General features: G+C 53.0%; 23 protein-coding genes. 9 read left to right on the top strand and 14 right to left on the bottom strand.

Translation table 11 applies throughout. The features are described 5' to 3' along the window. Positions 1–23 precede the first annotated feature (23 nt). Genes QOM10_RS30865 through QOM10_RS30840 form a run of 6 tightly spaced genes read left to right on the top strand, consistent with a single transcriptional unit; the run spans position 24 to position 10,161 of the window. Positions 24–380 (top strand): PleD family two-component system response regulator, encoded by a 357-nt coding sequence (locus tag QOM10_RS30865; protein ID WP_234821230.1) that lies wholly within the window; start codon positions 24–26, stop codon positions 378–380. Then, positions 373–873, top strand: coding sequence for a hypothetical protein (locus QOM10_RS30860; protein WP_057451485.1), 501 nt, complete (start codon positions 373–375; stop codon positions 871–873). Before QOM10_RS30865 ends, QOM10_RS30860 begins: the two co-directional genes overlap by 8 nt. After that, complete coding sequence (locus QOM10_RS30855; RefSeq protein WP_133125593.1) at positions 874–2,862, top strand: methyl-accepting chemotaxis protein; 1,989 nt, start codon at positions 874–876, stop codon at positions 2,860–2,862. It begins immediately after the preceding gene. An 8-nt stretch (positions 2,863–2,870) separates the two neighbouring features. After that, a complete protein-coding gene (locus QOM10_RS30850; RefSeq protein ID WP_101166126.1) occupies positions 2,871–3,650 on the top strand; it encodes a CheR family methyltransferase in 780 nt (259 codons plus the stop codon). Beyond that, positions 3,647–9,235: a response regulator gene (locus tag QOM10_RS30845; RefSeq protein ID WP_101166128.1), complete on the top strand. Its 5,589-nt coding sequence runs from the start codon at positions 3,647–3,649 to the stop codon at positions 9,233–9,235. The genes QOM10_RS30850 and QOM10_RS30845 overlap by 4 nt, the downstream gene beginning before the upstream one ends. Then, complete coding sequence (locus QOM10_RS30840) at positions 9,232–10,161, top strand: chemotaxis protein CheB (RefSeq protein ID WP_101166130.1); 930 nt, start codon at positions 9,232–9,234, stop codon at positions 10,159–10,161. Before QOM10_RS30845 ends, QOM10_RS30840 begins: the two co-directional genes overlap by 4 nt. 455 nt (positions 10,162–10,616) lie before the next feature. On the opposite strand, the gene QOM10_RS30835 is transcribed toward QOM10_RS30840, so the two are convergent. Then, positions 10,617–11,627 (bottom strand): hypothetical protein, encoded by a 1,011-nt coding sequence (locus QOM10_RS30835; protein ID WP_082534454.1) that lies wholly within the window; start codon positions 11,625–11,627, stop codon positions 10,617–10,619. Positions 11,628–11,752: 125 nt separating this feature from the next. Between QOM10_RS30835 and QOM10_RS30830 the strand changes: the two genes are divergently transcribed. Beyond that, positions 11,753–12,217, top strand: coding sequence for a hypothetical protein (locus tag QOM10_RS30830; RefSeq protein WP_101166134.1), 465 nt, complete (start codon positions 11,753–11,755; stop codon positions 12,215–12,217). A gap of 2 nt (positions 12,218–12,219) precedes the next feature. Here QOM10_RS30830 and QOM10_RS30825 read toward each other — a convergent pair whose 3' ends face one another. The 7 genes from QOM10_RS30825 to QOM10_RS30795 form a co-directional block, all read right to left on the bottom strand. Then, positions 12,220–13,737: a sigma factor gene (locus tag QOM10_RS30825; RefSeq protein ID WP_101166136.1), complete on the bottom strand. Its 1,518-nt coding sequence runs from the start codon at positions 13,735–13,737 to the stop codon at positions 12,220–12,222. A gap of 188 nt (positions 13,738–13,925) precedes the next feature. Beyond that, positions 13,926–15,107 (bottom strand): hypothetical protein, encoded by a 1,182-nt coding sequence (locus tag QOM10_RS30820; RefSeq protein WP_101166138.1) that lies wholly within the window; start codon positions 15,105–15,107, stop codon positions 13,926–13,928. Beyond that, on the bottom strand, positions 15,104–15,853 hold the full coding sequence (locus tag QOM10_RS30815; protein ID WP_133125594.1) for a hypothetical protein: 750 nt from the start codon (positions 15,851–15,853) through the stop codon (positions 15,104–15,106). Before QOM10_RS30815 ends, QOM10_RS30820 begins: the two co-directional genes overlap by 4 nt. Continuing rightward, complete coding sequence (locus QOM10_RS30810; RefSeq protein ID WP_101166140.1) at positions 15,831–17,237, bottom strand: hypothetical protein; 1,407 nt, start codon at positions 17,235–17,237, stop codon at positions 15,831–15,833. Before QOM10_RS30810 ends, QOM10_RS30815 begins: the two co-directional genes overlap by 23 nt. 712 nt (positions 17,238–17,949) lie before the next feature. After that, a complete protein-coding gene (locus QOM10_RS30805; RefSeq protein ID WP_057451496.1) occupies positions 17,950–18,414 on the bottom strand; it encodes a hypothetical protein in 465 nt (154 codons plus the stop codon). A gap of 8 nt (positions 18,415–18,422) precedes the next feature. Continuing rightward, the gene (locus tag QOM10_RS30800; RefSeq protein ID WP_057451497.1) at positions 18,423–18,746 is read right to left on the bottom strand and encodes a hypothetical protein; all 324 of its coding nucleotides are present in this window, start codon (positions 18,744–18,746) and stop codon (positions 18,423–18,425) included. Between the two features lie 8 nt (positions 18,747–18,754). Continuing rightward, positions 18,755–19,399 carry a hypothetical protein gene (locus QOM10_RS30795; RefSeq protein WP_133125567.1) on the bottom strand — a complete coding sequence of 215 codons (645 nt, stop codon included), beginning with the start codon at positions 19,397–19,399 and terminating at the stop codon, positions 18,755–18,757. A 505-nt stretch (positions 19,400–19,904) separates the two neighbouring features. Here QOM10_RS30795 and QOM10_RS30790 point away from each other — a divergent pair. Then, on the top strand, positions 19,905–20,180 hold the full coding sequence (locus QOM10_RS30790; protein WP_057451543.1) for a hypothetical protein: 276 nt from the start codon (positions 19,905–19,907) through the stop codon (positions 20,178–20,180). A gap of 834 nt (positions 20,181–21,014) precedes the next feature. On the opposite strand, the gene QOM10_RS30785 is transcribed toward QOM10_RS30790, so the two are convergent. Beyond that, the gene (locus QOM10_RS30785) at positions 21,015–21,407 is read right to left on the bottom strand and encodes a hypothetical protein (RefSeq protein ID WP_316918438.1); all 393 of its coding nucleotides are present in this window, start codon (positions 21,405–21,407) and stop codon (positions 21,015–21,017) included. 86 nt (positions 21,408–21,493) lie between these two features. Between QOM10_RS30785 and QOM10_RS30780 the strand changes: the two genes are divergently transcribed. Continuing rightward, positions 21,494–21,877 (top strand): hypothetical protein, encoded by a 384-nt coding sequence (locus QOM10_RS30780; RefSeq protein WP_082534456.1) that lies wholly within the window; start codon positions 21,494–21,496, stop codon positions 21,875–21,877. A gap of 554 nt (positions 21,878–22,431) precedes the next feature. Here the strand turns inward: QOM10_RS30780 and QOM10_RS30775 are convergent. The 5 genes from QOM10_RS30775 to QOM10_RS30760 all read right to left on the bottom strand — a co-directional run bounded on the left by QOM10_RS30775 (position 22,432) and on the right by QOM10_RS30760 (position 25,652). Further along, a complete protein-coding gene (locus QOM10_RS30775; RefSeq protein ID WP_316918437.1) occupies positions 22,432–22,830 on the bottom strand; it encodes a hypothetical protein in 399 nt (132 codons plus the stop codon). A gap of 309 nt (positions 22,831–23,139) precedes the next feature. Then, positions 23,140–23,559: a helix-turn-helix domain-containing protein gene (locus QOM10_RS31450; protein ID WP_410479236.1), complete on the bottom strand. Its 420-nt coding sequence runs from the start codon at positions 23,557–23,559 to the stop codon at positions 23,140–23,142. Then, positions 23,508–24,149: a hypothetical protein gene (locus QOM10_RS30770; RefSeq protein ID WP_057451502.1), complete on the bottom strand. Its 642-nt coding sequence runs from the start codon at positions 24,147–24,149 to the stop codon at positions 23,508–23,510. Before QOM10_RS30770 ends, QOM10_RS31450 begins: the two co-directional genes overlap by 52 nt. 123 nt (positions 24,150–24,272) lie before the next feature. Next, on the bottom strand, positions 24,273–24,620 hold the full coding sequence (locus QOM10_RS30765; RefSeq protein ID WP_316918436.1) for a hypothetical protein: 348 nt from the start codon (positions 24,618–24,620) through the stop codon (positions 24,273–24,275). A gap of 657 nt (positions 24,621–25,277) precedes the next feature. Beyond that, positions 25,278–25,652 carry a response regulator gene (locus tag QOM10_RS30760; RefSeq protein WP_057451505.1) on the bottom strand — a complete coding sequence of 125 codons (375 nt, stop codon included), beginning with the start codon at positions 25,650–25,652 and terminating at the stop codon, positions 25,278–25,280. Positions 25,653–25,689: the final 37 nt, after the last annotated feature.

Genomic DNA, 25,689 nt, shown 5'->3' with positions numbered 1-25,689 from the left:
TGAGACTTCAACGAATTTGCATAGTGGACGACGCGAAGGGCATGCAGACCCTCGCGCATCGAGTGCTAGTACAGCAGCTCGGTAAAGAATTGGTGGTGGCTTCGAACGGCTTCGAGGGTTTGGAGGTAATTAACTCGAACGAGCCCGACGCATGCTTCATTGATGTGGAAATGCCAGAACTGAGCGGGTTGCAACTGGTTAGCATTCTTCGCGCTAATCCCCGCTTTGAAAAAATGCCGATAGCCATGCTTTCAAGTGCGGCCAGTATTTTCGACAAAGAAAAAGGGTTGATTGCCGGCGCCGACCTGTACCTCACGAAGCCGTTTTCCAAAGACAGCATCGAACAAGCCTTACGAACGATGGAAGGCTTGCATGACTGAAATGATCAACAAAGAGCAGCGTTTGGCCGCGTTCCGCCTCGGCGACACCCCATGCCTCTGCGTCACTTCAAACCTCGACGCGGTGATGCAGACGCCCACAAACGCGCTAATCATTCCTGGAACGAAACCGTACTTCCTCGGTAACGCGAAGATTGGCCGTGACCTCGTTTCGTACTTTCACCTACCAACCTTTCTCGGCCTCAACAGTGCAGGCCAGTCTGAGGCGCAATATGACAAGCCTACGACTCTGATCCTCCGAGACCCGCTTTCTTCGTCAGTGTATGGATTGGTAACCGACGAAATCATCGATTTCATCCCCGCCGTCGAGCTTGAAGACGCGGCACGCGAAGATTTGGCAATGCCCGCCATGCTGACGCCGTATTGCGTGGGAGTCGTTAAAGCCAGATCACGGCATTGGGCATTGATACACCTGGACAACATCATTCGAGACCAGTCGTTCCGCTCCGTCGAACTCCCGGTACAGAGGCCATAAATGAGCAAAAATCCCCTAATCCCAACCTGCATTACGGCTATGGTTGTGGCTGGAGGCCTTGCTGGCTTCTGTGCCTACGAGTACAGCACTGGAGTCAGTGCAGATCGTTTCTACAGTTCGCAAGCAAACACCTTGCAGAACGCGGCGCTGAACACCATCACGCTCTCGATGCGTGCTGCCAGCGATGCTAGTTATGTTGGACAGCTCCAACAAGTTGCGTCTCAGGTAGATGCATCTGTAAACACGCTTCGGCGAGGCAGCGCCACTGCCGGCATCGCGCCAATTCCCGCAGTAGGAACCGCTAACCTCGATCACCTAGAGGCAGCCTGGGGAAAGGTGCAGGCTGCGATTCAGCAGATCAGCGCCTCGCGAGGCAACAACACCGCATTCGAGCGACAAGCTACTGAGGCCACCCAATTGGCGGTGAACTTACAAGCCGAGTCCAAGGACGCAATTGATCGAATCCAGTCGAGTAGTTTGATCGATGGACGGATCAAGCAAGCGCTCTTAAAAGCACAAAAATCGGTCTTAGAGGGGATCGAGCTATTGGCTGGCACTCCAACTCCAAACAGCGACAGCCTGAACCTCGCCCTAGAAGCGAGCAAGAGCTACGTGGCGACACTTGCTAGCGTCGGTGGCTCGATGCCACGCGACGAAGCCCTGATTGGGCCGTTACTCAAGAGCTACAAAACGGCACAAGCCCTCACTCGCTCGTCTTTGAAAGCTATCGAAGCTTCAAGCGGAACCGTTGATAACGCCCCCTACGTTCGCGCCATTTGGGCTGAGCGTGAAAACCTCGATGCTGCAATCAACGGTCTACAGCATGCGATCAATACACTCCCCCAATCTCGCATGGTCACGCCGATGACGCTGTTGGCATCGGTCGGGGCTCTGTTGATCGTCGTGCTAGCTGGAGTGACGTTGATTCTGCGTGAGTCGCGTTCGTATACCCGCAAAGCTGAAGCGATGACTTTGAGCGTGCAAAACTCCCAAAAAGAGCGCTCTCAGGAGCTGCGCCTTTTGGTTGACCAAATGCAGAAAGCCGGAATGGGCGACCTTACGGTTTATTTCACAGAGGACAAAGAATCTACATATGAAATCGCGCACGCGTTGAATGACGTATTCCCGAAGTTCCGGGAAGTTGTCAACAACGTTCAGCAGACCATAGCGAGCCTTTCCGCCGCGTCAGAGGAAACTCTGGCGATGGCAAAGAACACCGAGCGCAGCCGGAACGAGCAAGTACAAGCAATCCAGCACATTGCGCATCTGGTTGAAGAACTGAACAATTTCACCAAAGGAATGGATGGCGTGTTCAGCCGCACTCGTGACTCTTCGGTCTCGGTGGGCACACATATCGCGACAGGCTCCAATGCTGTGCATGAGGTTCACGATGCAGTCGTCAAGCTTGCTCAGTCGAACTTGAACATCATGCATAGCGCCAAGGCGATGACTGAAAACATCCAAGGCCTTGAGAACTTGGTAGATGTCGTTCGCCGTGCGGCCAATCAGTCTGCAACCGTTGCGCTAAACGCGTATCTCGTAGCTGACGCCATCACAGATGATGACCTCTCGAAACGAATCAGAATCAGCGCTGAGGCCATGTCAAAGCTATCGAGCAACGCATCTGTGGCAGCCGAGCAGATCGACACCAACCTCCAGGCTATTAACAATGCCGCCAAAGAAACACAGTACGTCCTGGAAGAAAGTCAAACAGAAATAAAGGTTCTCACAGGCACATCCTCGAACGCGCTAAAGGCGATGGGCAGTATCAGCGAGCAGGTGGCGCAGCTTGTTGAAGGCATTATCAGCATGGCAGGTCAAACTAAAGACCTGAATGAGCGTTCCGAAGAAGTTCGCGACACGATGGATAAAATCCATCACTACGCCTCGGATCACAGCTCTGCGAGTGAGCAGACAGCGACCGCCATTAGCAACCTCAACAAACAGGCTCAAGTCGTGGGCAATACGCTTTCGACGTTTACTGTCTAGGAGGTTACATGGCAGAAGCTATCGCAGAAGTCGAAGATCAAGAAGCATGGATAGACCTCCTATTCAGCCGCTTTAAGATCGAGGTCGCCCAAGACCGGCAGCCGGCGCTGTTTCGTGCCCTGGATAGCTATGCGTCCGGGGTTAATGAGACCTCCGCGACACTCTATGCGAGAGCCATTCGACGCCAGTTGCCTCAAGAAAACTGGGCACAGATCATCCACTTAGCTACGAATCACGAAACAAGGTTCTATCGAAATCCAGCGGTGATTCAGCTTGTCGCGGACTGTGCACGTGGGTTCGTTCGTCCACGCATCCTTTCCGTTGGCTGCTCCACTGGCGAGGAACCCTATTCGCTGGCATGTGAATTGTCAGCACAGGGATTCCCAAACTACCTAATCCATGGAACAGACGTTTCTGAGCCTTGCATAGCTACGGCGACAGCTGGCATTTACCGCACCAACGAAGCTATTCCAGAGCGGTTTGCTACTCGCTTCGATGGTGGGCAGCGCATGAGGTTCGGTTGGATAAAGGAATTTGTTTCATTTGAACAACACAACATTCTCGGCGAGCGGCCAATTGAGTTTGCATCGCCGAACGTAATCATTACCCAAAACATGCTGATCTATTACCGCACAAAAGCGCGCCTCCGAATTCTCGATAGCTTGTCCTGCTTGTTGTCCAGTGGCGGATACCTGATTACCGCCGCAGCCGAAGAAGCAAACTGGAAGCCCGCCGGCTTTGACCGCATACATTCTCATGCAGCAACCGTATTTAGGAAGAAACCATGAACCCTGTAAAAGTGGCCCATTTGTCCTGGTTGCGCGGCCCTATCGTGAAATACATCGAGCGCTGCAAACAGGCAATGGTGAGCATTACTGATCTTCGGGGCAGAATCAGCAATCCTCCAGCAGGCGCAGAACCGGTCTGGTTCGTGAATCAGAAAGAGAAGCTGACCGTCAGCGAAGAGGAATTAAAGCATCTGCTGTCATGCATCTCGTCATCACTCGATGTAGTGAACAGTAACGGCGGGTACACGCTTGCCAATGAGGTTCGGACACTCGCGACCGTCGCGCTGACAAACATGGACGCTGACCGGCAGGACAAGGCGCTATTAGCGATCCAAGCGGCTCTCAACGTGCTACCAAGCTACATCGCAATGGTGATCGAAGGTGCCCAGGACGCCCCAGGTGTTCTGCTCAAGTACATCAACGAAATGCGCACACTGCGCGAAGTTCCGCCGCTTGAAGACCAAAGCGCACTTCCGGTCAATTTGAGTTTCGGCTACAAGAGCCCTCCCCTGCACGAAAGCGACTGCGACCTGAGTGAGCGGGATCGGATCTTCAAAAAGGCGTCTAGTCAGTTCTGTCTGCTGTATGCGGAAGCTGTAAAAGAGTCAGCAGAATCTGCCTGGATGGAAATGCGTGACCACATGCGAGAGTTGCAGCGGGTGACTAACGATCCCGAGCTGGGCTGCAACTGGTGGGTGGGAGAGGCAATTATCGATGTGATCATTGCCGACAACTGCTACTTCCCGCCTGCCATGATCAGCGCCCTTCGTGTAGTCATGGTTGCCACACAGAGATTGCCTCAAGGTGAGGATGCTGCAAAGAGCACTTTGAGCCCGGCAAAATTTTCCTCCCTGCTGAACGCCCTATCCATAAGCAGGAAAAAAACTGCTACCTCAACGGAGGTGATCAAGCATTTCGACGTGAAGCAGAACGTCGAAGAAGAGCGGATCTCACAGCTCCAGGAGCAGCTATCCTCGCAAAGCGTCAAGAGCATTACAGACGTGATATCGGAAATCCGGCCACGACTGGAATCCGCGATGTTTGCATTCGGGCGGGCAGCTAAGGCTAAACAGCAGGGCTTTGAAATCCAGGTGCAGGCGTTTGATCAATCGATGCGCACCATCGCGAACATTTTCGGTATTTTTGACCAGGGTGAGCTATCAGAGGTCAGCTTCTATCTTGCTGATGCAGTGAAGGGTCTAAAGAGCCCAGCCGACTTTACGCCAGAGGTGGTGGAGACGGTCAAAACACAGATCCTGTTCTTGGATTCCAGGCTTATCAACATGCAGCGGAACGAAGCTGCTGATCACCTGCAAATACAGAACGTAACACCTGATGTAGTAGATCGAATAGCAAATGAGACGACAGCTGAACTGAAAAAAGTCAGCCACATGATTGCCACCAACGTTGAGAGCGGAGTCGGCCCAGAAAAGCTGCTCGCTGCGCTGGACTCACTTCGTGAGTTGGCCCGTGTGTACGAGTTCGCAGGGTCGCTATCGATTGCAAAAATCCTGTCCGCAATCGTGAGTGTGATCAGCGCCGAGGTTCGCGAGGGTATCCTGTCTGAATCGCCCAAGCTGATTTCAGCCGCGAGAGCGTTGGTGGCTGTCGAAATGTACCTCCAATACATCACTTCGAAAATGCAGCCGCCATCATCACTGATAGACGTGGCCAACTCTGCCGTAGCAGACATGGGCATGGACACGGCTGAATTCAAAATCGTCAGCCACAGCGATTTGTTGGCGAAATTCGAGGCAAGCGCTTCCGAGGAAGACGGCCTTGACGCGCTATTGCGGGAGATTTTCGACGTTCGTCCGAGCGTGGAGGAACTTCAAAAGGCCAAGCTTCCGCAAGGAGGCGCGGTGCTGAGTCAGTTTGCAGCCGCAGGGTTGCGCCTTGAGAACGCAGCGCTGATGAAGGATGAAAGGAAGTTTGCGGAACTGTGCCGTTTTTCCGCCGAGCTTGCGACGATTCTTCCGGGCCGAGTTGACGACCCCGCGTTCGACACTCCGGCAGCTTGGAAGTCACTTCGTGATGCTTGCGAGAAAATCCTTCGCTGCATGGACGATTACTCGGCCAAGGGCAAAATCAATCTGTTCCTTGTAGACTCCATACGCGAAGTGGCAGCATTCCTGGGTACAGTTGGCGCTAGCGAAGCCGTCTCTAACCAAGCGCAAGCACCGACCACTGCTGCCGAGCTGTCGGAGTCGGACTCGTTTGCACGGCCCGTCCCTGATGGCTACGACCAGCAACTTCAAGAGCTGTTTGATGAGGAATTCTCCGAGCAGCTAGTACAACTGCGTGCCTATCTACAGGTGCCAGGCTTCCTCGTTACAGACCGAGAATGTCGGGTAATCCACAATATCCACGGCTGCTCCCTCTCCGCGTCGTGTATGCCTATCAGCACACTATTCGATGTACTTGAAGCTCGATTCTTCGCCTTGAAAGGCAAAGATGAATCGCTCTCTGTACAGCAGGCTGCTGACTTTGCTGTGCTACTCGATGATGTCGAAGCTTTTCAGAAAGAATTCCCCTGGACACCCGATACGGATGCCCTACCCCGTTGGCTGGAGATAGCCGGCACCCTTACCGGAGCATCTGTCGAGCAGGACGATCACACTTCAGAACCGGAGTTTGAGGCTGCTGCGAATGCGCCCGAGCCTTCGAGTTCTTCCGGCCAGACAGCCTCCGAAGAGGTAACCCCCCCTACGTCAGCTGATTCCGTAAGTCATGCTACCGGGCAGACCACGACACCTCCGCCACAGTCTGAAACTCCAAGTTCTGCCGATCTAATGGAGCCCGATTACGATCTTGAACAGTACGACCTGTACCTTTGCGATGCAGACGATGTAATCCCTGAACTTCAACGCAACATCCAGGCATGGATGACGGACATGAGCAATCGAGAGGTGATTGTCGATATCCGCAGGAACATGCATACACTCAAAGGCGCCGCCGCAATCATCAATGCCTCTGGAATTCGGACGCTCACGCATCACATGGAATCGCTGTTTGATGCCATGTCTTCTGGCGCAATAACACCAGATGAAAACTGCGCGACACTCACGACATTCGTTCTCAATGAACTGATCACCATGAGCGATGCGGTTCGCAATCGACAGGCTTACCGGTCACTGCCGGCGCTCAACGAGTTCGTAAGCGACGCGTGCGATATATGCAAAGTAGATGGGGACACGCTGGATCAAGTCATTCGCTCGTCATACTGCGCCGATGAGGCCTTAGCCGTCCCGGAAAATGAATCCGAGCCGCAGCTTCCCATCACTTCGATCCAAGAGGCTTCGACCGCTCCACCATTCGTCATCGAGCAAGAAAATGAACAGGAGTTACAAGCCGATGTAGCTCAACCTGCCGTCTCAACTGTCATGGCATCCGAATCATCAAAGGTTCCTGACACTGACAACCTTCCAAGCGTTAGCGATGACGATTCAATAGATCAACCTGAGCGGGCTGGTACTCGCCGTGGTTATCGAGGTATGCGTAACCGGGCTGTAGGCGAGCGCCAGCAAAACTTTGAGAGCCGGCAGGCACGTAAAGCCGTTGCAGCCGAAGGGATCATCGTCGATGCTGAATTCTTGCCAGCGGAACCAGACTTCACGGAAATCGTAACCGAAAACCGCGAAATCAGCCCACAAGTGCAGAGTCTCATTCACCGCGCTCAGGAGAGCGACCGCGAGTCTACTCGCGCCAAGCGCCGGGGAGTGAAAGGCAGCGAGAAGATTAAGGTCGAGCTTCAACTGCTGGATAACTCAGTAAAATTATCGAACGAACTCAAGGCCTCGTCGTATCGCCAAAACACACTCAACCGTGAAATGCAGCTTTCGGTCGTGGCACTGCGCGAGAAAATCTCGTTGCTGTTGATGCATGCAAACAAAACGACCGTGCAACTGCGGCACTTCAACAACATAACCAACACCGGTAGTGGCTACACCTCAGCTGAGCCTGCAAACGACGACCAGAGGCTATATCTGGAGCGTTTTAACCACCTGTCACACGGGCACACCCAGTTGATCGCCCAGCTTGAACAGTTGCTTCAAGACTCCACCGACATTGTGTCGCAAACCAATGTCATCGATAGCACCTACACCTACCACACCGAAGTGGTAGCAAGCCTGCAACGTGACCTGCTGCTATCTCGTTTAGTCATGTTCGACAACGAGAAGCCCAGCCTCAACGGGGCTTTGGTTAGCGCGCTCCAGATCAGCCAAAAGAAAGCCGATTTGCAAATCCTCGGCACAGAAACTCGCATTGACCGCCAACTGTTGGAGTCCATACGCGACCCGTTACGACATGTGGTCACCAACGCCGTCGCACATGGCATCGAGCCAGAGTCCGAACGGTTGAAGCTAGGTAAGCCTGCTTCGGGCAAGATCATCGTCAAAGCCAGCCGTAGAGCTAAGTCGCTGGTGATAGCCGTTACAGACGATGGCCGTGGCATTGACCCAGTAGCTATCCGCGAGAAAGCTGTGAGCCTGGGGCTTATCAAAAGCGACGAACGCTTGAGTGAGCAGGAAGTGTTACACCTCATCACTGAGTCCGGCTTCTCAACAGCCAGAACCGTAAGTGAGCTTTCCGGGCGCGGTGTAGGCATGGATATTGTGCGCAGCAAGATTGGTGCGCTTGGTGGCCATCTGCATATCCAATCTGAGATCGGCAAAGGAACGACCATTTCCTTGGAGCTTCCACTGACTGTTGGCTCTAATCGCGCTCTCGTTTGCCGCATCAGCGAACAATGGTTCGCGATACCGACATTCAATATGGTGCAGGTATTGGACTACCCGACTACGGAGCTGCTTGCCATCAAGGCCAAACCCGGACAAGCAAGCGTCATGTTCGAGGAAAAAACCTATGATGTGGTGCATCTGGCTGACTTGATGGCGGTGCCAGATCTCAAGCTACACAGCGCGCATTCCGCAAGCCATACGTCGCTCGTTCTGATCGACCAAGGCAGCACAAGATTAGCTATCGAAGTGGAAAGTGGCATTTCCATGCCGGAAATTCATGTCACGAAGTTCGAAGGGATCTTGAGCAGCGTGAAGGGCATCATTGGTAGCACCGAAGTGCATGACGGCACCCCCGCCCTTGTGTTGGATGTGATTGAACTGGCCCGTCTCAACCTCAAGATGACGGACGCCGGCTACAGGGCGAAGCTGTTCCGTATTCGGCGCGTGAAGCGTGAAGCGAAGCCTCTTGTTTTGATCGTGGACGACTCAAGCAGTTATCAAAAACTGCTGACGAAACATTTCCAGAACCTCGGCTGGGATGTGGCATCTGCACACAACGGCCAGGACGCTCTGGATAAACTGCCGACCTTGAGCGCCCCTACCCTTTTCGTGGTTGACGTGGAAATGCCCCGGATGAACGGGTTGCAACTCACAGAGCGCCTTCGAGCCCTTAAGCACTTCGACAACACCCCAATCATCATGCTCACCACACGAGCCAACCTACGAGAAAGCGCCTTGAATCTAGGTGTGAACGAGTTCCTACCAAAACCCTATGACCAGTCCGCACTCAATGAAGCAGTGCGAGCAGTTTGCCCCACAACTGAAACAGAAGGTGCAGCATGAGAGTTGGTATCGCCACAAAGAACGGCACTCAAGCCAGCATCATGTTCGAATTGCTGCAACCACTCTTTGGTGACGTGAAGGTCTACGATGAAGCGGCAATGGATCGGGGGGAGTTTTCTCAGAGCAATGTCCACGTAATGATCATCGACTACTCAGTCGAATCCATCATGGAAATAGAGTGTGTCTTGGACATGATCGACAGCGATGAACCCAAGACAATCCTCTCTGAAAAGCAATTGTCACCTCTCCAGCATGATGAGAGGTTGGCTTGGCGTAAGCGAATTGTGGATCAGATCATATCGCTTCTGCCTGACCTCGCAGGCGATATCAACACCTCTAAAACAGCGATTCATGGCAATGACATTTGGGTGATCGGATCGAGTACCGGTGGCCCAGATGCTCTGAACACCCTTCTGGGGGCGCTGCCGAGGCTGCCAATCTCCTTAATCGTGGCGCAGCACATCGGTAGTGACGGCGGCTCAGTTGCTCTACAGAAGCTACTGAACAGTCGTCAGTCAGGTTGGATTGTCGAAATTGCGACAGATGGCATGCAACTGAGGCCAGGGCACGCCTATATCGTTCAGCGCGATACGGCGGTATCCATAGAGGGCGAGAGGATCAGCACCCGCAGCTTTCAATTACCAGACCAGCCAAGCCCTTCGATCAATGCAAGCCTTCGCTCAATCCGCAGGTCTTCATCGGGCGGGGTTGGCGTTATCATTTTGACAGGGCTTGGTGATGATGGGACGGCTGCGCTGAAAGAAATGAAGCACAAGACCTTGATGGTGCTGGCGCAGGAAACAAGCGACTGCGCAGCACGCTCGATGCCTGATGCCGCCCGACAGGCGGGAGTTGTCGATGAAAGCTACGACGCAGCCGGGATTGCCAAGAGGCTGGCCAAACATTATCGCGTCGGTGTGTTGTAACTAGAGGGGGCGAAAGCCCCTTCTTCATTGAGAAAGAAGCTCGGCGAGAACCTTGGCCTGATCGTTAATACAGCGCTCGAACATACAACCTAGGATGGTCTCAGCTACTGGGTAATCACGCTGTACACAGCTTCGAAGGAAGCTTATTTGGAGGTCGTGTTGTGTCGGGTAGTCCAATTGCCTGAACCGCACCCTACTGATAGTCGAGGTGCCGAGCTTCGACGTTACCTCCAACTCGTTCTCATTGAGCAAGGTCGCGAACTGCTTCAACGTCGGGCCAGTCGTAATCTGTCTGCTATTCATGGGTACTCCTTCATAGTCACCCACATAGTGCAGAAGCAAATTCTGTGTCATCGCGAGCTACCAAAAAAACCGCGCATGCGCGGAGATTTGCCCGGTTCTGCCCTCCCTACCTTTAAAAAGAATCCCGCGCATGCGCGGAATTCAAACGCGACTCAGGAACAAGGCGAGGATGGCGTACAGAAGCCGAAAATCTCGTCGTAAGTCTTACAGCAGACCACAGGCAGCCACCATACGAACGTATAGATGTGATCTGGAGCAACCGGGCCTAACAACATCTGAGTATCCAGCAAAAGGCTACCTGGACTGAAACCAACAGTGACCATCGGGGAAGTCTGCTGCAATTTCCCGATGCTCATTGATGTGTCAAAAGGCAGGGAGCCGAGCGCATTACGTGCAATGTGAAGCGCACGGTACGCTGCGATACCGGCAGCCACGATTGGGTTGTCTCGCGGGGTGGCCATTTGTCTGGGATAGAGCGGCCCCCACTGCGTGCCAATGCATCGTTCCAATCCGAACATATTCCCTATCGTGGCGCCCAGGGTCGAGCATTCGAGGTCTGTTGGAGGAAACATCAACCAATCGCGACAGCCGGTGTTCCAGGCAGGGTCACTCTCAGTCGTGTATAGCAGTCTGGGAAAACAGTTAGGCATCGCTTGATTGATCTGATTGGTCGCGGCGCCGATCAGCTTGTCTGTTGCAACTGAGCACAAGCTGGTGCTGAGTATCGACTTCGTAGCTGGGCTGGTCGCAGAGTCAACACCGCACATTTTGCAACCCTGACCAAGCATTGCAATGTTCACTGCCCAGTCGGGAATCTGCCATAGCCGAACATGCATGCTGGTGTAGTCGTTATTATCTACGCCAGCTGACAGCGGCCCAGCGACAGGCTGACCGAGAACCGTGTCCCCACCCCCCTTTACAACCTCACACAGAACTGTCGGCTGGTAATGAGACACAACCATGTAGTCTTGGCAAAAATAGCAGCAGGGGCTGAAAACCTTGTACTCCAGCGTTATCGGATCAATCGTAAGCAACGTTGCAAGGTTCACACCTGCTGCTCGGACTTCCGGCGTAAACACGCCCAGGCCCATAGCTGAAACGGCCATTGCTGCGGCTGAGAGTTTGTTGAAGCGGCGGCGGGTAAGTTTCATCGGTTCGATCATGGGGATTCCTCTAAGCCTCATACTTGAGAGTGGAAACCCGATGACCCCCAATCTGCACATGGTTCGGCGGAATCGTGATTGCGATCCATATAAAATCTTTTTAGATCGATTTCATGAGGTGCGCCGTGTCGCAATTTTTAGGCCTAATTCTCCTTTTGCTGGGTATGGGAAGCTTCTTTGTTCTTTGGCTGATGAAGCTCAACAACCGTTCGAAGGTCGTTGAAACACAGCTTTCTGAGCCTGAACCAATCAAACCTGCCAGAAGGTTTGCAAGCGCCTCAACCTACTCACTATCTCCGTCAAATGCGGTTAAGGGGGTTAAGGCCGCGCAAGAGTCCGCTGATGAGGTTCTATCGCCGCAGCCTCACGCCAAGCAGGCCGGGGCGGAGAATTGCCCTCAGAGTGAAAATAGGGCGGCACCGGATGCTGATGATCCAACTGCCGCAACACACCTAGAAATCGCTACCCATTTTTTTGCCATGGCCGACTTTGCTGGGGTCGTAGACATGTGCCAGCTGGTTATAGACAACGAAGCAGCATCCTCAAGTCAAAAAGAAAGCGCCGAAGCACTCAAAGCCAGATGCGGTTAGGTTTACCCTTGCATCTGGTGCCACACTTCTTTCAACTCTGGAATGTTTACAAGCTTCGATTGCGCCTTCTTTTCCATGCGGCTGATATTTTGTGGCGAGGTGTTCAGCAACTTCGCCAGCTCGGCAACCTGGATCACTTCCGCTCCACCCAGGCCAGTTCTTCGAGTGAGGATGAAAAAATCGCGCTCACTCAATGCAGCCTTAATCAGCCCAACGACGTAGGCAGACTCGCTTTCTTCTTCTAGATCGGCAACAAAGTTGTTGTTTTCATCCGCAATAAAGCTGTGCATGCCAGAGTCTTCGCCCTCGGAATTGGACAGACTATCCATGGACATAGCGCCATTCCCTTGCAGGTAGGGGCGAATACCCTCTAGCTCAAACAAGCTGATCCCCGAGGCCTTGCAAACGTATTCATCACTGGCATTTGGAAGGTCAGCGTATACAGCACGCACGCGACCAAGCATCTTGTGGCTACCCTCGGGAAGGCGGATTAACTCCTGCTGGATAAGGCTGCGAATGATCGTCTGTTTGATCCAGGTCACTGCGTAAGTGCTGAACTTCATCCCTTTTTCAGGCGCGTAGAGGCTGATCGCTCGACTCAGACCCTGGTAAGCAGCGGAGCGAACCTGATCGAAGTCTGATGCGAAGTTATGTTCATAGGCGACCTTCTCTGCAAGTCCAGCATTGATCATCGCAAATGTGCCAGAAAGCCGGTCAATGCGCTGATGGCATTTATGGAATGCCGACCAGCTGGCCAGAAGCTCCACGACCGGTACGCCGGTAGCTAAAGCAACGTTAGCGATTCGCTGCTGACGCTCCAGGACACCAAACCGAAACGCTCGTTTCGCCTTGGCTGGCATGATGGCTTGCACATATCGATTGGCGCCAAAGCATATTGCCGGCAACTTGTTGGACAGCCAAAATTGCTCGCAAAGGCTGTGAACCGTGGGCCGGGCAAGATGCATTTCATCTGCCACGTACAGGACAAGATCGCGACAAGCAGCGCTGAGGTCACTGCAACTGTTACGGAATGCATTGGTGGCTTTTGCCAGAATCATGTCGTAGGGAACGAGTTGCGCGAGACTACACCGGAGTGCATCCAACGCACCGTTGTAGAAGAGGTCGCGCTCTTTGCTGTCAAGTGCGGCCATTGATGCCAAAGCGCTCCGCACACTTTCAATGCGCTCTCTAGCCAGCTTCGAAAACAATGCGTCAGGAATGCTGCCATGACGCACCCAGCGACCGTCTACGCAAATCAACGCCACCGCCTTGTCTGCTTTGTTGTCCTTACTGAATGCTGCCTCAACATCAGAGAGCAAGTCTGCGATCAATTCACGATCACAAGCGAATGCACTCATCTGGTCAAGGGTCAGTTGGAAGACCGTATAACCGAAAGCCTGCTCCTGCTCCATGGTCAAGCGCAGGCCCTGTCGAGGTGTTGCAGGAAAATCCGCAAGTGACTGAGGGATTGCAAATCCAACGGGGGCAGAGACGCTTGAGAGATTGGTTTGAACGGTCATGGGTTGCTCCCATCGAATTTGATTGATGGGAGTAATCTTCAACCCTATGGTGCTGTGTCATCGCCGGGCAGGAATAAAAACAAAGAAGAACTGGCTAATAAATGAGCAACCCGCTTGAGGGCATGCACTGACTGGCCAACAGCTACTTATCCACCGATTTGCTCAGAGTTTCGGTGGATAACTTCTCATCAAAATAGCCCAGGCGTCGCTGATAGAATCAGGCCCAGAGCCCTTTGGCGATCCACCTTAACCGATGCCTTCTGGATGAACCTCACAGCATCGCCAACAGCCCGACGTGCTATTTCAGGGCGCCCTAGCTGCCGGGAGATAACAGAAAGCGTTAGGTACGCCTGTAAACGAACGTCATCAGATTTATAGTCGTAGAAGTCCTGCAATGGGGGGTAATCCCCACCCCCGACTCTGATAGCCATCAAGATTAGCTTCTTGTCATCAGCGCTTAGCTCCTTCCCTCCGTTGTAGGCGTCGATAACAATTGCGCCAGCATCTTGTTTCAGGCCAGCCATTGAATAGCAACTCGCGACATACGCCAGCATCGAAAAACCGCTTGAATCAGGAGTTGACTCAAGTAACACAGACCTCAACGCGGAAGCTCGTTCTAAGTCCCCCGTCCGTAGCAGGCCTGGAAGCTTCACAATTAGCGCATTCGCGTATTGGCCTTTGTCCTGGTCGTAGAGGTCATCCAGTAATGTGTTTAGCTGTTCGTCGCCCATGGACTGCGCATTAAGTCTCACGATCCCAGATAGCACCTCTGACCGCAGTGTCTTATCTTCGATGGATAATGCCGCCTTGATACGCTCTTGTGTAACAGGGCCACCACCGTTTAGAAGTGCGCCGGCATCATATGACTCTGTAATCGCCGGATCGCGTTCAAAGCCTTCGGCATCTGACGCGTTTGCACCAGCCGCACCGATGCCGAATGCCAATATCGGAATTGATCCAACATCATTCTCTGACGTGGCCACAATCTCAGCGCTCTCCGCCGCTACGGCAGGCTCTGGCGATGCTTCGGCCTTGGCCACTGTATCGAGGCTAGTCACATTCGTGTTGCTTGCCTGCTCGACGGGCGTAACTGCCTTATCAAGATGATCATCAATCTGACTATCCGCCGCTGTTTTCGAGCGGGCATCAGGCGGAACAGCTTTTTCAGCCGCTCTCTTGGCGGCGATACGAGCAGTTGCTTCTGAATAGGTGCTTTCAGCAAACCCTTTAAGGCATTGCGAATCGAGCGAGGCTGCGCAGAATGCTCCTGTCGGATGGACAAGCCAATCTGGATTCTTGGCTGCGCAGCCGCTGAGTACCGGGATGGCAAGAGCGCAGGCTATCGCCTTTAGACGAAAAAGGCCGGTCATGGCTTAGGAAGAATAGGAGAGACAGTGGCGCCGGACTGCTCAGCGATAGCCAGTATTCGGGCAGATAAGCAATCGTCATCACCACCGACGAACCGGAAAATATGGGTGGAACGCCTACCTATGTTTTCTGCAAGCGCATCCTCAGTCAGCGAGGAATCCAATAGGATAAACGCTGTAGCCGTTTCTCTCGCATAGTCAGAAATGACCTGGGCGCAAGCGTCATGCTCGATGGCAAACAAGCATTGCGGAAGCCGATTTGCAAAGATGATCTTTAGGCACCCGTCTGCATAACCCTGATCAACACAGCTACCTGCAAACGCCACTTTGAGCTTTTCTTGCGGAGTCGATACATCATTGATGAAGTCGCCCATTGCGCGGGCCAGATCATCGCTATACGAGCCGCTTGCAACTGATAAACGAGCACCATGGGACAACAGCTGCGAATAACGATCCCTATGCGCAACGGCCTGCATAAAGATGCCGGCGTAGAGCAATCTGCCCTTTCTACGAGACCAATCTTGAGAATCGCCCCCGACCTGTCCAATCCCGTCAACCTCTAAGCGAAATAGCTCAGCGTCTTCTAGACGCAGGAGGTATGTACGGTAATGCTCATCAACGCCCCTAAAGCGTTCTGAATGAATGAAGTGTGCAAGAGACGGATATCGGGCCGGACGCCCAGTCTCTTGCTCGATGTAGCCGTGAAAAGGCATTACCTCATACGGGTCAAACGTTGTTCCTGGACTCATTCCAAATCTCTACGGTTTTCAGCCAATGTTGTGCAGCAGCGCGCATGCCAATTGGATAAGCGTCTGATCCGCTAATGGTCGAGCAGTATTTCATTGCCTCTGCCCTCCTTCCTGAGTCCGCGTTACCCATCAAACGGCTCGCGCAATGCGCGTACCACTCTTTTACCTCTGTTTCGTTTAGCAGTGCCGGCTCCAAACGCCTGATCAGCCGGTCTCCTAGAGCTGTGATTCGCGAATCATGTGCAGTACGCACCAAGCCAGCCCATTCAACTCTCGGTGACGCGTGAAGCCTATTGAGTAGATGACAGTCCGATTCAAGGTACTCTGCCCCATATAGCTGGTAGTCCGGGTCGCCTTTGAGGGTGTTCTCAGAAGCGCCTGAGACTTCCATCAGCGCCAGACAAATGTCGTGCTGCAAGGAAATCTGTGCTGCATTTCGCTTGATCGTGGGCGCGTCTATACGAAGCCGAGAGGCTGTTTTGCTATCGATTACACCAAGAGGACTGACAAAAGGAATCCGGTTTAGGTTTACCCTAATAATTGGCCTATCGCTCTGGTGAGCTTGCGTCCTTATAAACCGAGTGACTGATGCTCCAGCATCTAGCACTAGATCGGAGAGGTCGCACTGTAGATCGACCATGTAGATGATATTGGCGTACTGCGGATCAGTACCTAGCGCTAGGAAAATCCCCCAGCGCTCATCCGCAAGCAAATGCTCATGGCAGATGAATACAGGACGCAATGCGGCAAGACTATCAATCTGACCATCGATGAGCCCGCATAGTGAGCCAATCTGAGCTGGCGCCGAGTGCGCCACAGCATGCGACATGAGCTTAGGACTGGACGACCAGATCGAACGTGCGAGAGCAAGAACCGTGTCTGCTCTGGAAGACCGCTCGTATATCCGTTGTACTAACTCGCGCTTGCGCTGCTCCCCCCACTCTACAGGCAGCTCGAAAGGCATCGTGGTGGGACGCAAGAGCGTTATCGCCCGACAGACAGTGAGCAAATCGATGAAGTGTGCGCCGTCAGGGGCCAGAGTGTTCGGAAGCGTACTCAGGCTTCGGTACAGCGAATAACGAATGAAATGGTCAAGGGCCGAGGTATTCCCAATTCCAACGTGCAACGTATTAGGCCGGGCAAAAAGCTCCTGCGCCGTGCGCGACCACTCGTATTCAGTCACACCAGTGCTGAAATCCAAATCGAAACAGTCAAGCTGCTCAACATTTTCAGGAGAAAATGCAACGTCAGCCCGGAGGGCTATTCGCTCGCTATACCGGCTGCTATCGACACCTCCACAAGTCAACGAGTCAAAGGATACAAGCTGACCTTGAGAGGGGGTGCCTAAGTATTGGCCATCATAGAAATGGATTGTTGAGGTCATGCTCGGGCTTCAAAAATGCGAATGCACAGCCCAATATCAACGATGTGCAGGTTGCGTTTCCACTCAACTCGGGTGCAAACGCATCAGGTGGGGATTACTGGCCAATAGTCACTCGTTAGAATGATCACCACCCACATTCAACCACGGGCTCATCGCATGGGCAGTCCATGTACACACATCGCATTCGCTCTTAAAGACGGCATTGTGCATCTGTGCCTGGACTCTTGCGTTGCGGCTGACGTTACGGCTACATCGTTGTGCAGGGATCATTCACTTGAAGCTCCCCGCGCACCTGTAGCGCAAGATGACCTGTCGAACATCCAGAATTTCATTATCTGCAAAGGTTGTGAGGCCCGCTTCAATCTGCTCGGCTATAGAGCGCATTATGCGCCAGCACTTGCAGAATCGACGCAACACCCTGCTCAACTCGCGCTCTTCTGAGGCTTTCCAGATCGTCGCAGAGCCTCACCGTTGAGTGCCGGTGGCTGTGTGGAGGATGCGTGGGAATGGCGTGCGAACGCCTCCCATTAGGATTGATGGCGTCAAGGCGCTGCACAGGGTTGAGGATGATATTCGCGGTCAGGTTGAGATCGGCCCAGGCTGCAATGCCCAAGCCGAACCACGCGCCGCCCAGAGAGCCTGTTCCGAAACTGAGTTGGGCTTCGCTCGTCTCAACCGCCTCGAAACTTGCATAAGCCTACTGGATCACGAACTATTCTTTAACTGTCATGAGCACCGTTGTCTTTCCGTCAACAACCATCACCTTTGGCTTACCAACCTCGATAATGGACGTATCAGAAAAAGCTGCGTTATCAATGACCGGGAGGACGTTAACCCCGCAATCGAGGCGCCCTTTTTCTTCCAACGCTTTCAGGGTAGAGACCTGCCCCACCACTTCCACCTTGTATTGGCCATCTGCGGGCTTTTCCACTTGTCGCAATGTCATGACCATACCAGTGCGATACTCAGCCTCGCGGCAAATATCCTTTTTCCTCGCTTTGTCTTGTACAGCCACCGTATAACGGTTGGCATCCCGAAGGTCGAGGGTTTGGCGCTGGTCGGAAAGCTGATACTGGTAAGTGACCGGCTCATGACTGCCTTGAGAGACAGCAATATCCAGTGTGGCCGCGTTAGCTGAGCTAACGCCTATCAGCAGGCAGAGTGCAAGTTTACGCATTCAAATTCCTATGAGCAGTTGATCGTGCTCGCAAATTTTTGGGCGAGAATCCGGCCAACATGCAGTTCTTTCCACCGCATATCGGCTTCTGCATTGGCTTCCACGTCGTGTACGCGAAGGTCAACCACATCGACTCCCACTGACTCGGTGCATGCCGGAAGCCCGTAACCGTCCGCAAGGACTTCAAATAGCAACTCAGGCTTGCCTTGCGGGTAAACGGGCTCCATGAACGTGAACAAGCGTTCGTACCGCGTGACGATATCTGCCAGCAACTCATGGACGAGGCATGCGGGGAGTTCTACATAAAGGCGGCGGCTATCAAGCTTGATCACGCAGGCATTCATTTGTTTGGTGCAACCCGTAATTCGGCGGTGTGTTGGATTTGGCTTCCGAAGGACACTTTAACGGGCTGATCAGACTGCTCCATCGAAAAAGGCACTACGACCCGATCCAGATAAACTGGGGGATTAGTAGAGCTTTCCAGGTCGGCCTTTAGAACGTACATGTGATCAATGCCAATGCACGAAACGAAATCCCACCCTTTCACCCCTGGCTGACTTACGCGAATGAAGTAGCCCTCGGGATATGTGAAATGGTCACCTTGCTGAACGATACCGTTGGTTTCTGTGCCGAGCATGAAGGACTTGTATTCCTGCAAATCCTTGGTGTAGACCCTACCACCCAAGGCTAGTGGAATACTGAGGGTAACCGCTGTATCTGGTTGTCCATCGCTTTTTAGATCAATGCCGATATCAAGATGATCATGCCCCATAGGAATAATCCCTTTAGGGGTATAAACCTCTCCTTCCCGCCACTTGCCTGCACACTGAATAGCTTCGCTCGTGTAGAACTTTTCAGTGACATGCACGGTGCCCGAGTGGGCTTTGGACTCATAGCTGTAAGTCGATACAGCTGGCTCCTGGGGCGCCGAGGCGCAGCCGGCAAGCGTGGCAATCGCCAGAGCTGCCAAGGTGAAATTCCGCATTAAATACCTGCCTATCCTCCCCTTTCCAAACCCAAACAGCACCATGCGTGGTCAAGCGCTGTACCTGTGACTGGCGCATTCAGCGTCACAACGGATGGACTATCGTGCCCATTCGCCAAAATAGGCCCTTTCCAAACCCGAATGATAGGAATTGAAGACTTGGGGCCTGGCATGCTGCGTATTTGGTTGATAAGGGTATGAGCTGACGTGTTCGGGACGAACCCGTCTTCGAGGATAAGCAAACCTGACCTCGGGTCTAGGATGCAACTCAATAAGGGGGCAGTTGCGCGCACCGCGAGTGTTGAGTGCCCGAGCATATTGAGCAGCAGCGAATAGCGAAAGGCAGATTCAGGATAGCGGGTGCCCACAACGACGATCATTTTCCACAGCCTTCTTTATGTCCCAGGGGGATCGGTTCTCTCAGCATAACGAGTAACAGCAGCCAGTTGGCATGCAACCAACGCTGGAATGCCTTCAAAATAGATTCTCAGCTGAGAGGGTTGATATGGACGAATACAACGTCGGTTCAGGTATGGATAGCTGGCCAGTGCCAGTGCTCGTCATCACCCAAAAAGAGAAGCTGGTCAAGCTGTCGCAACTGCCCAAAGCGCTTAAGCAAAAGGCGTGGGCAGAAATCAAAACCAACTGCCCTCCCCTTGCAGATTTACTCAGAGACGAGGCATTGCGGGAGACTGTAGAGCGCTTTGATGCCGATATCTTTATCGATGCTCACTTAGCTCCGTGTCTCCCCCCCGAGCCGCTGAGGGGTAGGAAAACCTAGCAGCTACGGTACTCACCTGTCAGTCAGAAAGGGGAGCTGCCAACACTGTAGACCTCGCCGCGCTCCAAGCTTCGTTTGAGCTTTTGGAACGCTGCTCGCTTATCTGCGGGTGACAGCACTATGGCCGGTGTGTCAGATACTGAGTACAAAGGCGACGCATCCAAGCCACTATTCTCAGCTATGGGAGCTGGGGCGCTGGAAGCTTTCTTCGCATCGATTTGACTTAGCAGGTCATCGACTGAGCCACCTGCATGGCCGTAGGCACTAACCAGCAGTTCTAGGCACTCGTCAGTATCAGCCCCTGCGAGGTGTGGCTTGGTCTCCAGGAGGGTGAGCATTCGGGTGTAGGCATCCTGGACTTGCTCTGATGTAGGCTCGTGCTCTTTAAGCCACGAACGGGCTCGCTCGGTGTAGGTCTGTTCTTCTTCGCACATATCGAAACTCCGGCTCTGATCGTGGATAACTCATTGGAAACCACAGAGCCGTGTGTCATCGCGAGAGCCCAATAGATATTATCAATTCTGCAAGGCGGCCCGATAGAAGCAGTCATTCCCGCGCATGCGCGGCATTTCGTCCATCGAAAACACCTTCCAAAACAGATAAAACCGTGCTCAGTCGTCAAGAAGAAATCGCAGGATGACCGCAGCTAACCAACTGTATTTGTTATCTTTTCTGGAACACAGCCGCGATAAAAGCGCATTTAGGCCTTACGCTACGCGAAATCTACACGGAAACGAGGCCTAACCCCTGCCAGAACTCACACAGAAGCGTGGTTTAAAACGCCCCCACGCTAGTCTTTTCCGCGCATGCGCGGATCGCTCAACGACTTCAAAGCTACAACGATGCCCACTGCAAAATCCTGAATTGGCAATCTGAGATACCCTCGGGGGTATCCAGTATGGAATTAAGTTGCAAGGTCAATGCGCTGTAAGGTGAAAGCTTCACAGCGATTGCCGAAAGCTCAACATACTGATCAGCTGCCACCTCTTCTTCTGCGCAAACTGGCATTCCTTTGACTCGAAACTTGGCAAGCTCGCTGGCGAGAGCGGTAACGTCGAAGCCAGGGGATGCCCCATTCGAGGATCGAAGCTTACCCGGCAGTCCATGCTTGAAATTATCGACGCTCGCCCACCTGTCTTCCGGTTTGGAATTAAGCGCATAGCTCAGTGCAGCGGCGGCAAGCGCGAACACGCCGATGGCGCAGAGGGCGTAATTGCGACGTGACATGAATTTCTCTCCAAATGATGCTTGTTGAGTGGTATTTGAGCCTCTTGATGAGTAGCGTTGGGTGAACCGTTGAAGGAGAACCCCAATTGCGTACCTATGTTTGGCTGTCATTGCTAGGAAGCTTGTTTGTCTCAGGTTGTACAAGTGCCTGGATTGAAAACCCGAGCCCGACAACTCGAAATCTGGTAAATGACCTGCGGCTGGAGGGTTTCGACTGTAAAGCGCGACATTCTAATATCGAGTGCATGCAGAATGAGCCGCTGAGAAATAAGCAGCCGGCAAAGTGCGATGCGGAGAAAGGCTGCGTTAAGCAACCCGATATATTGGTCTACAACCGTTACTATATCGAGCAACTTGATAACGGGCTGCCGTCTTTGAAACACGAAATCGTTGAAATAGTTGATAAAAAAATGTTCGGCGCAACCACGGTCAAGGCGGATGAATCAGACGGCCATCAGCGGACTGAGTAGGTCGCTGATAGTAATATCAAGAGAGAGGTCTTCCGCTACGCAACCAGTAGATGGGAGGTTGATAAGGCGGTGAATAGCGATCCCTACTGACTCATTCGACGGCTCGGTACACAGCCGGGCCAATGTCATTTTTAGCGTAAGTGATCGATCTACTCCGTCTTGATCATGGATAAACTTTAGGCTCGCATGCTCGGTTCCATGCTTGAGTAAGGTGCCTTGGTAAGCAGCGCCTAGACGCTTGGCCATGATGGAAAATATTGGCTGTGCCACCGTCACCACCCAGCATGCCGCCGCCCGATGTTTGTGCTTCAAGGATGCCACCTGATGCCGGTACAGGTTCAATCTGGAAGCAAGTCGCCCACCCGGTGTGATTTTTTGTCTGGCCTGGATCAGTGCAATTCGCCCGTTTAAATCGCTTGCGTCACGATTCAACTCAATAAGGCTTCGCTCGTATACAAATACGAAACTGGATAGTTTCAAAGTGCTCCCCCCAGCGCAGGAATTCGCGCCTGTACTGCTGCGGCGCCATTAGCCCTCTGAGGGTCTGCAAGCGCTCAATTCGTAGTGTCGATAACGTCGATCACCATGGGTAAAGCCTCGACCCAGTGATCTTTAGGAATGCTGCCAGTAACTAGCGCGTAACGCATCCCAACCGAGGGGCGTTGCTTCTTTAGCAAGTAGGCTGCGGCGCCTGCACACATCTTCTCGGCTTCGTAGTAAGTCCTGCGGCCTGCCTGTTCGCTTTCATCTACGTCATCGAAATCTTCAAGATCCTCAGAGGTCAGCGTTTTGTGGCATGAGAAAGTCTTTTTGTCGTTAGCTAGCAGATCAGCCACGATCCCTTCAAGCCGCCCTGGTCGAAGCTCAACTGCACCCTTTTTGCGAAATGGGCAATTCGCGCAGGGCATGCGCATCCGAAAGTAACTTGCAAATGGGTCGAATTCTTTTTGCATTGTTCTACCTAGCGGAAAGCTGGCCGGTGGGCGTGACCAAATTTTCCGCGCATGCGCGGATTCTTTGTTGTTTAGGCTGAAACGTCATCGCCGCTCATGTTGCTAGTGAATTACGACTACACCAAGAGGCTTGCCGGTCGTTTTCGCGAAAAGCTCAATTCCGATCCCGTGAGCCGAAGCCTCTACCTCAGCAAGATACACATCGTACTCATGCAAATGGTCGGCAGCATACGTGGCAATGGAAGTGCTCAACTCGCCCTCATATTTAACCGTAGGCGCTAGGGGGTGGGTAAACGTAAACATGTCAGTTCAATCCGTAAATGCTAATGAGAGCAGCGCGAATGATACCCACCTAGGAGGCGTGTCATTTTCCCACCTGGAGACCGTTGAGCGTGATACCCCCAGCAGCTCTGAAAATTCATCCTGATGCAGCCGCATGCCAGCCCGTACCGCAGCCACAGACTGACCTGTTGCTACGGTTTCGAGGTGCGGCATGATGCGACATGCTCGAAGGCCCCGGCAAATATGCCGCAGAAAATCGTCTTCACGACAACCTTCCCAGCTTCGGACAGTGTTCCTCGATACGCCGAGGGCGACTCCAAGTTCATGCTGTGACAATCCCAGCGTCTTCCTGGTCGATTTAAGTAAACCGAAGTGCTGAGTCTTGCGCCGAGCCACTATCGGACACCGTGCGCAATGCGAAGGATTTGGGTAGCTATCGAGCGACATGCGATTCGCAAGGCCGCGCATTCAACAGCGCCAGCATTACAGAGCAGTCGCTCTACCTGCATGGCAATCGGATCAGGATCAGACTTTGCCGTATCTGAGAATGCCAACTGCTCGATATTTAATGATGTACGGACTAAAGCGTCCTCTCGCTTGATGGTGATACAGCACTGACCTTGCTCTACTACGAGCTTGTGGGAAACATCATTGCCAGCCGAGACCATTTTGTCATTGCGGCCTAGCGATCCGTCGCGGTCGGCCGCCAGAGAGAGAAGTCGCTGTAGGACATATGTAACACCCGCAGCTGGCAACCGTGGGATAGGGCCATGGCGATAACCGTACTTCCGCAAGCCAATACCGCCATCCACGCATGTGAACAGCTCGAAGTGACCGCTGCGGAGTGCGTGATCGATAAGGGCTTTCCAGTTGGTGAAGCCTAAGCCGAGTACGCAGTCGTCAACAGGTCGATGACTCAAATAATGGGCTGCCGAACCGCAACTGGAGTCACTATCCAGAATGAACCCATCATCGACGGAGTTGATATCGAATGTCGCGGCCTCAGCGCTGAGAAAGAATAGTTGCATTTCGCTCATGATCGAGACTCCTTAAATGATGGAGTCATGATCACCGGGAAAGGGCTGTGTCACGGGGAGAGGTGGTGGTTTTCAACAAGACACTCGATACCTGAGTTGGGTTTCGAGGACAGCCGCAGCTGGCTATTGATCTGCTTGTTCGGCTTGATAACCAAGGTAATCCAAAGCTTTGAGCGCATCTTCCTTCGTCGCCGGATTGGCGTAGGCTGTAAGAAAGTTCGTGACAAGCTCATAGAGCATATCTGCTGTGGGATGGCCATTCTCAACAGTAGCTAGGCAGTACCTCTCCATCAGATCAAGCGGCATTTTTCCCAAGAAATCCTTTCCCAGCTTAGCCTGTACATCCTGTGACAAAAAAGCGTACACAGAAAATGCATCGTCCGGGGAGCGCATGTCGGGACTAGGGGCTTCGCCTGGGTTGCCTGTAGGCGATGTAGGGGCGCTCGGAGAATCGAGTCGTTGATTGCCCATAAGGGTGACACTCTGCAAGGGGAGAAAATCCACCATTCTAAGAGCGGTCACCCGATGGAGGGAACCGGGTCAGTCGCTTAGGTGGGCTCGATGCCAGCTAGTCGCTGCTCTGAGCTGGTAATCTTCCAAACACTCTAGCGCATTGCGCGCTGTCTTTCCTCGTAGAAGCGCCGGACGGCAAAGTGCCATGCCGATCATCGCATCAATCTTCTCATCGCCAGTCTTGAAGCCAAGGTCTGCTTCGGCCTGCTGGAGAATATGTAAACAGCCCCTGTAGGTTTGGGAGGCGTCCACAGCCCTGGCGTTAACCACCAGCGCTTCCAGAACCCAGGGCCAAGCAAGAGCTTGGAGCGGGGTAGGGGTCTTTCTCTCCACCAGCTGCATGTGTTTAACCACCCCGCAGACTGCATATAGCATGTACGTCTGCTCGGACTGAGAGTGTCTGGGGACAATGGTGATGGAGAAGTTACCCGTGAACTCCGGCGATACCCAGCGGGCACCTGTACTTTTGTCCTTGCGGATGAGCCGACCACTAGCATCGACTTCGTAGCTATGATTCGAGTCCGAAATGACTTCCCATGGCTCAAGCGGAAGCCCAGCTGGAAATATTTCGGGCGCTTGAGAGAACTTTAGGGTAGCTGGCCTATTAGTCATGGATTAGCCCAGATGTTTGGCAATGGCTGCGGCGATTGAATCTTTGCGGGGCGGCTTGACGATGTATGAGCTGGCGCCGGCCTCTGTAGCCAGAGCTACATCAAACATGCCGTCTTTGGACGAAAGCATGACGATCGGAGTGTCCTTGAACATGCTATTTGCCCGAACGAGCTTAGCCATCTCAATACCATTCATTCGTGGCATTTCGAGATCGATGAACAAGATATCAGGCTGGAAGGTCAGCATGTGGCTGATACCGTTCAAGCCGTCCGTGCCACACATGACCTCATGCCCTAGTTCACGAACAAACGCTTCAGCTGTGGTACGGATAGTTTTCGAGTCATCGATCACCATCACACGATATTGCTTTTCGCTCATGCAGCTCTCCTAAATTCCTTTGCCCTGATGACTAACA

It is taken from the genome of Pseudomonas sp. P108 (assembly GCF_032613195.1).
Taxonomy (GTDB): Bacteria; Pseudomonadota; Gammaproteobacteria; order Pseudomonadales; family Pseudomonadaceae; genus Aquipseudomonas.
Note: the sequence above shows the minus strand (reverse complement) of the source record. Positions and strands in the feature narration are given on the sequence as shown.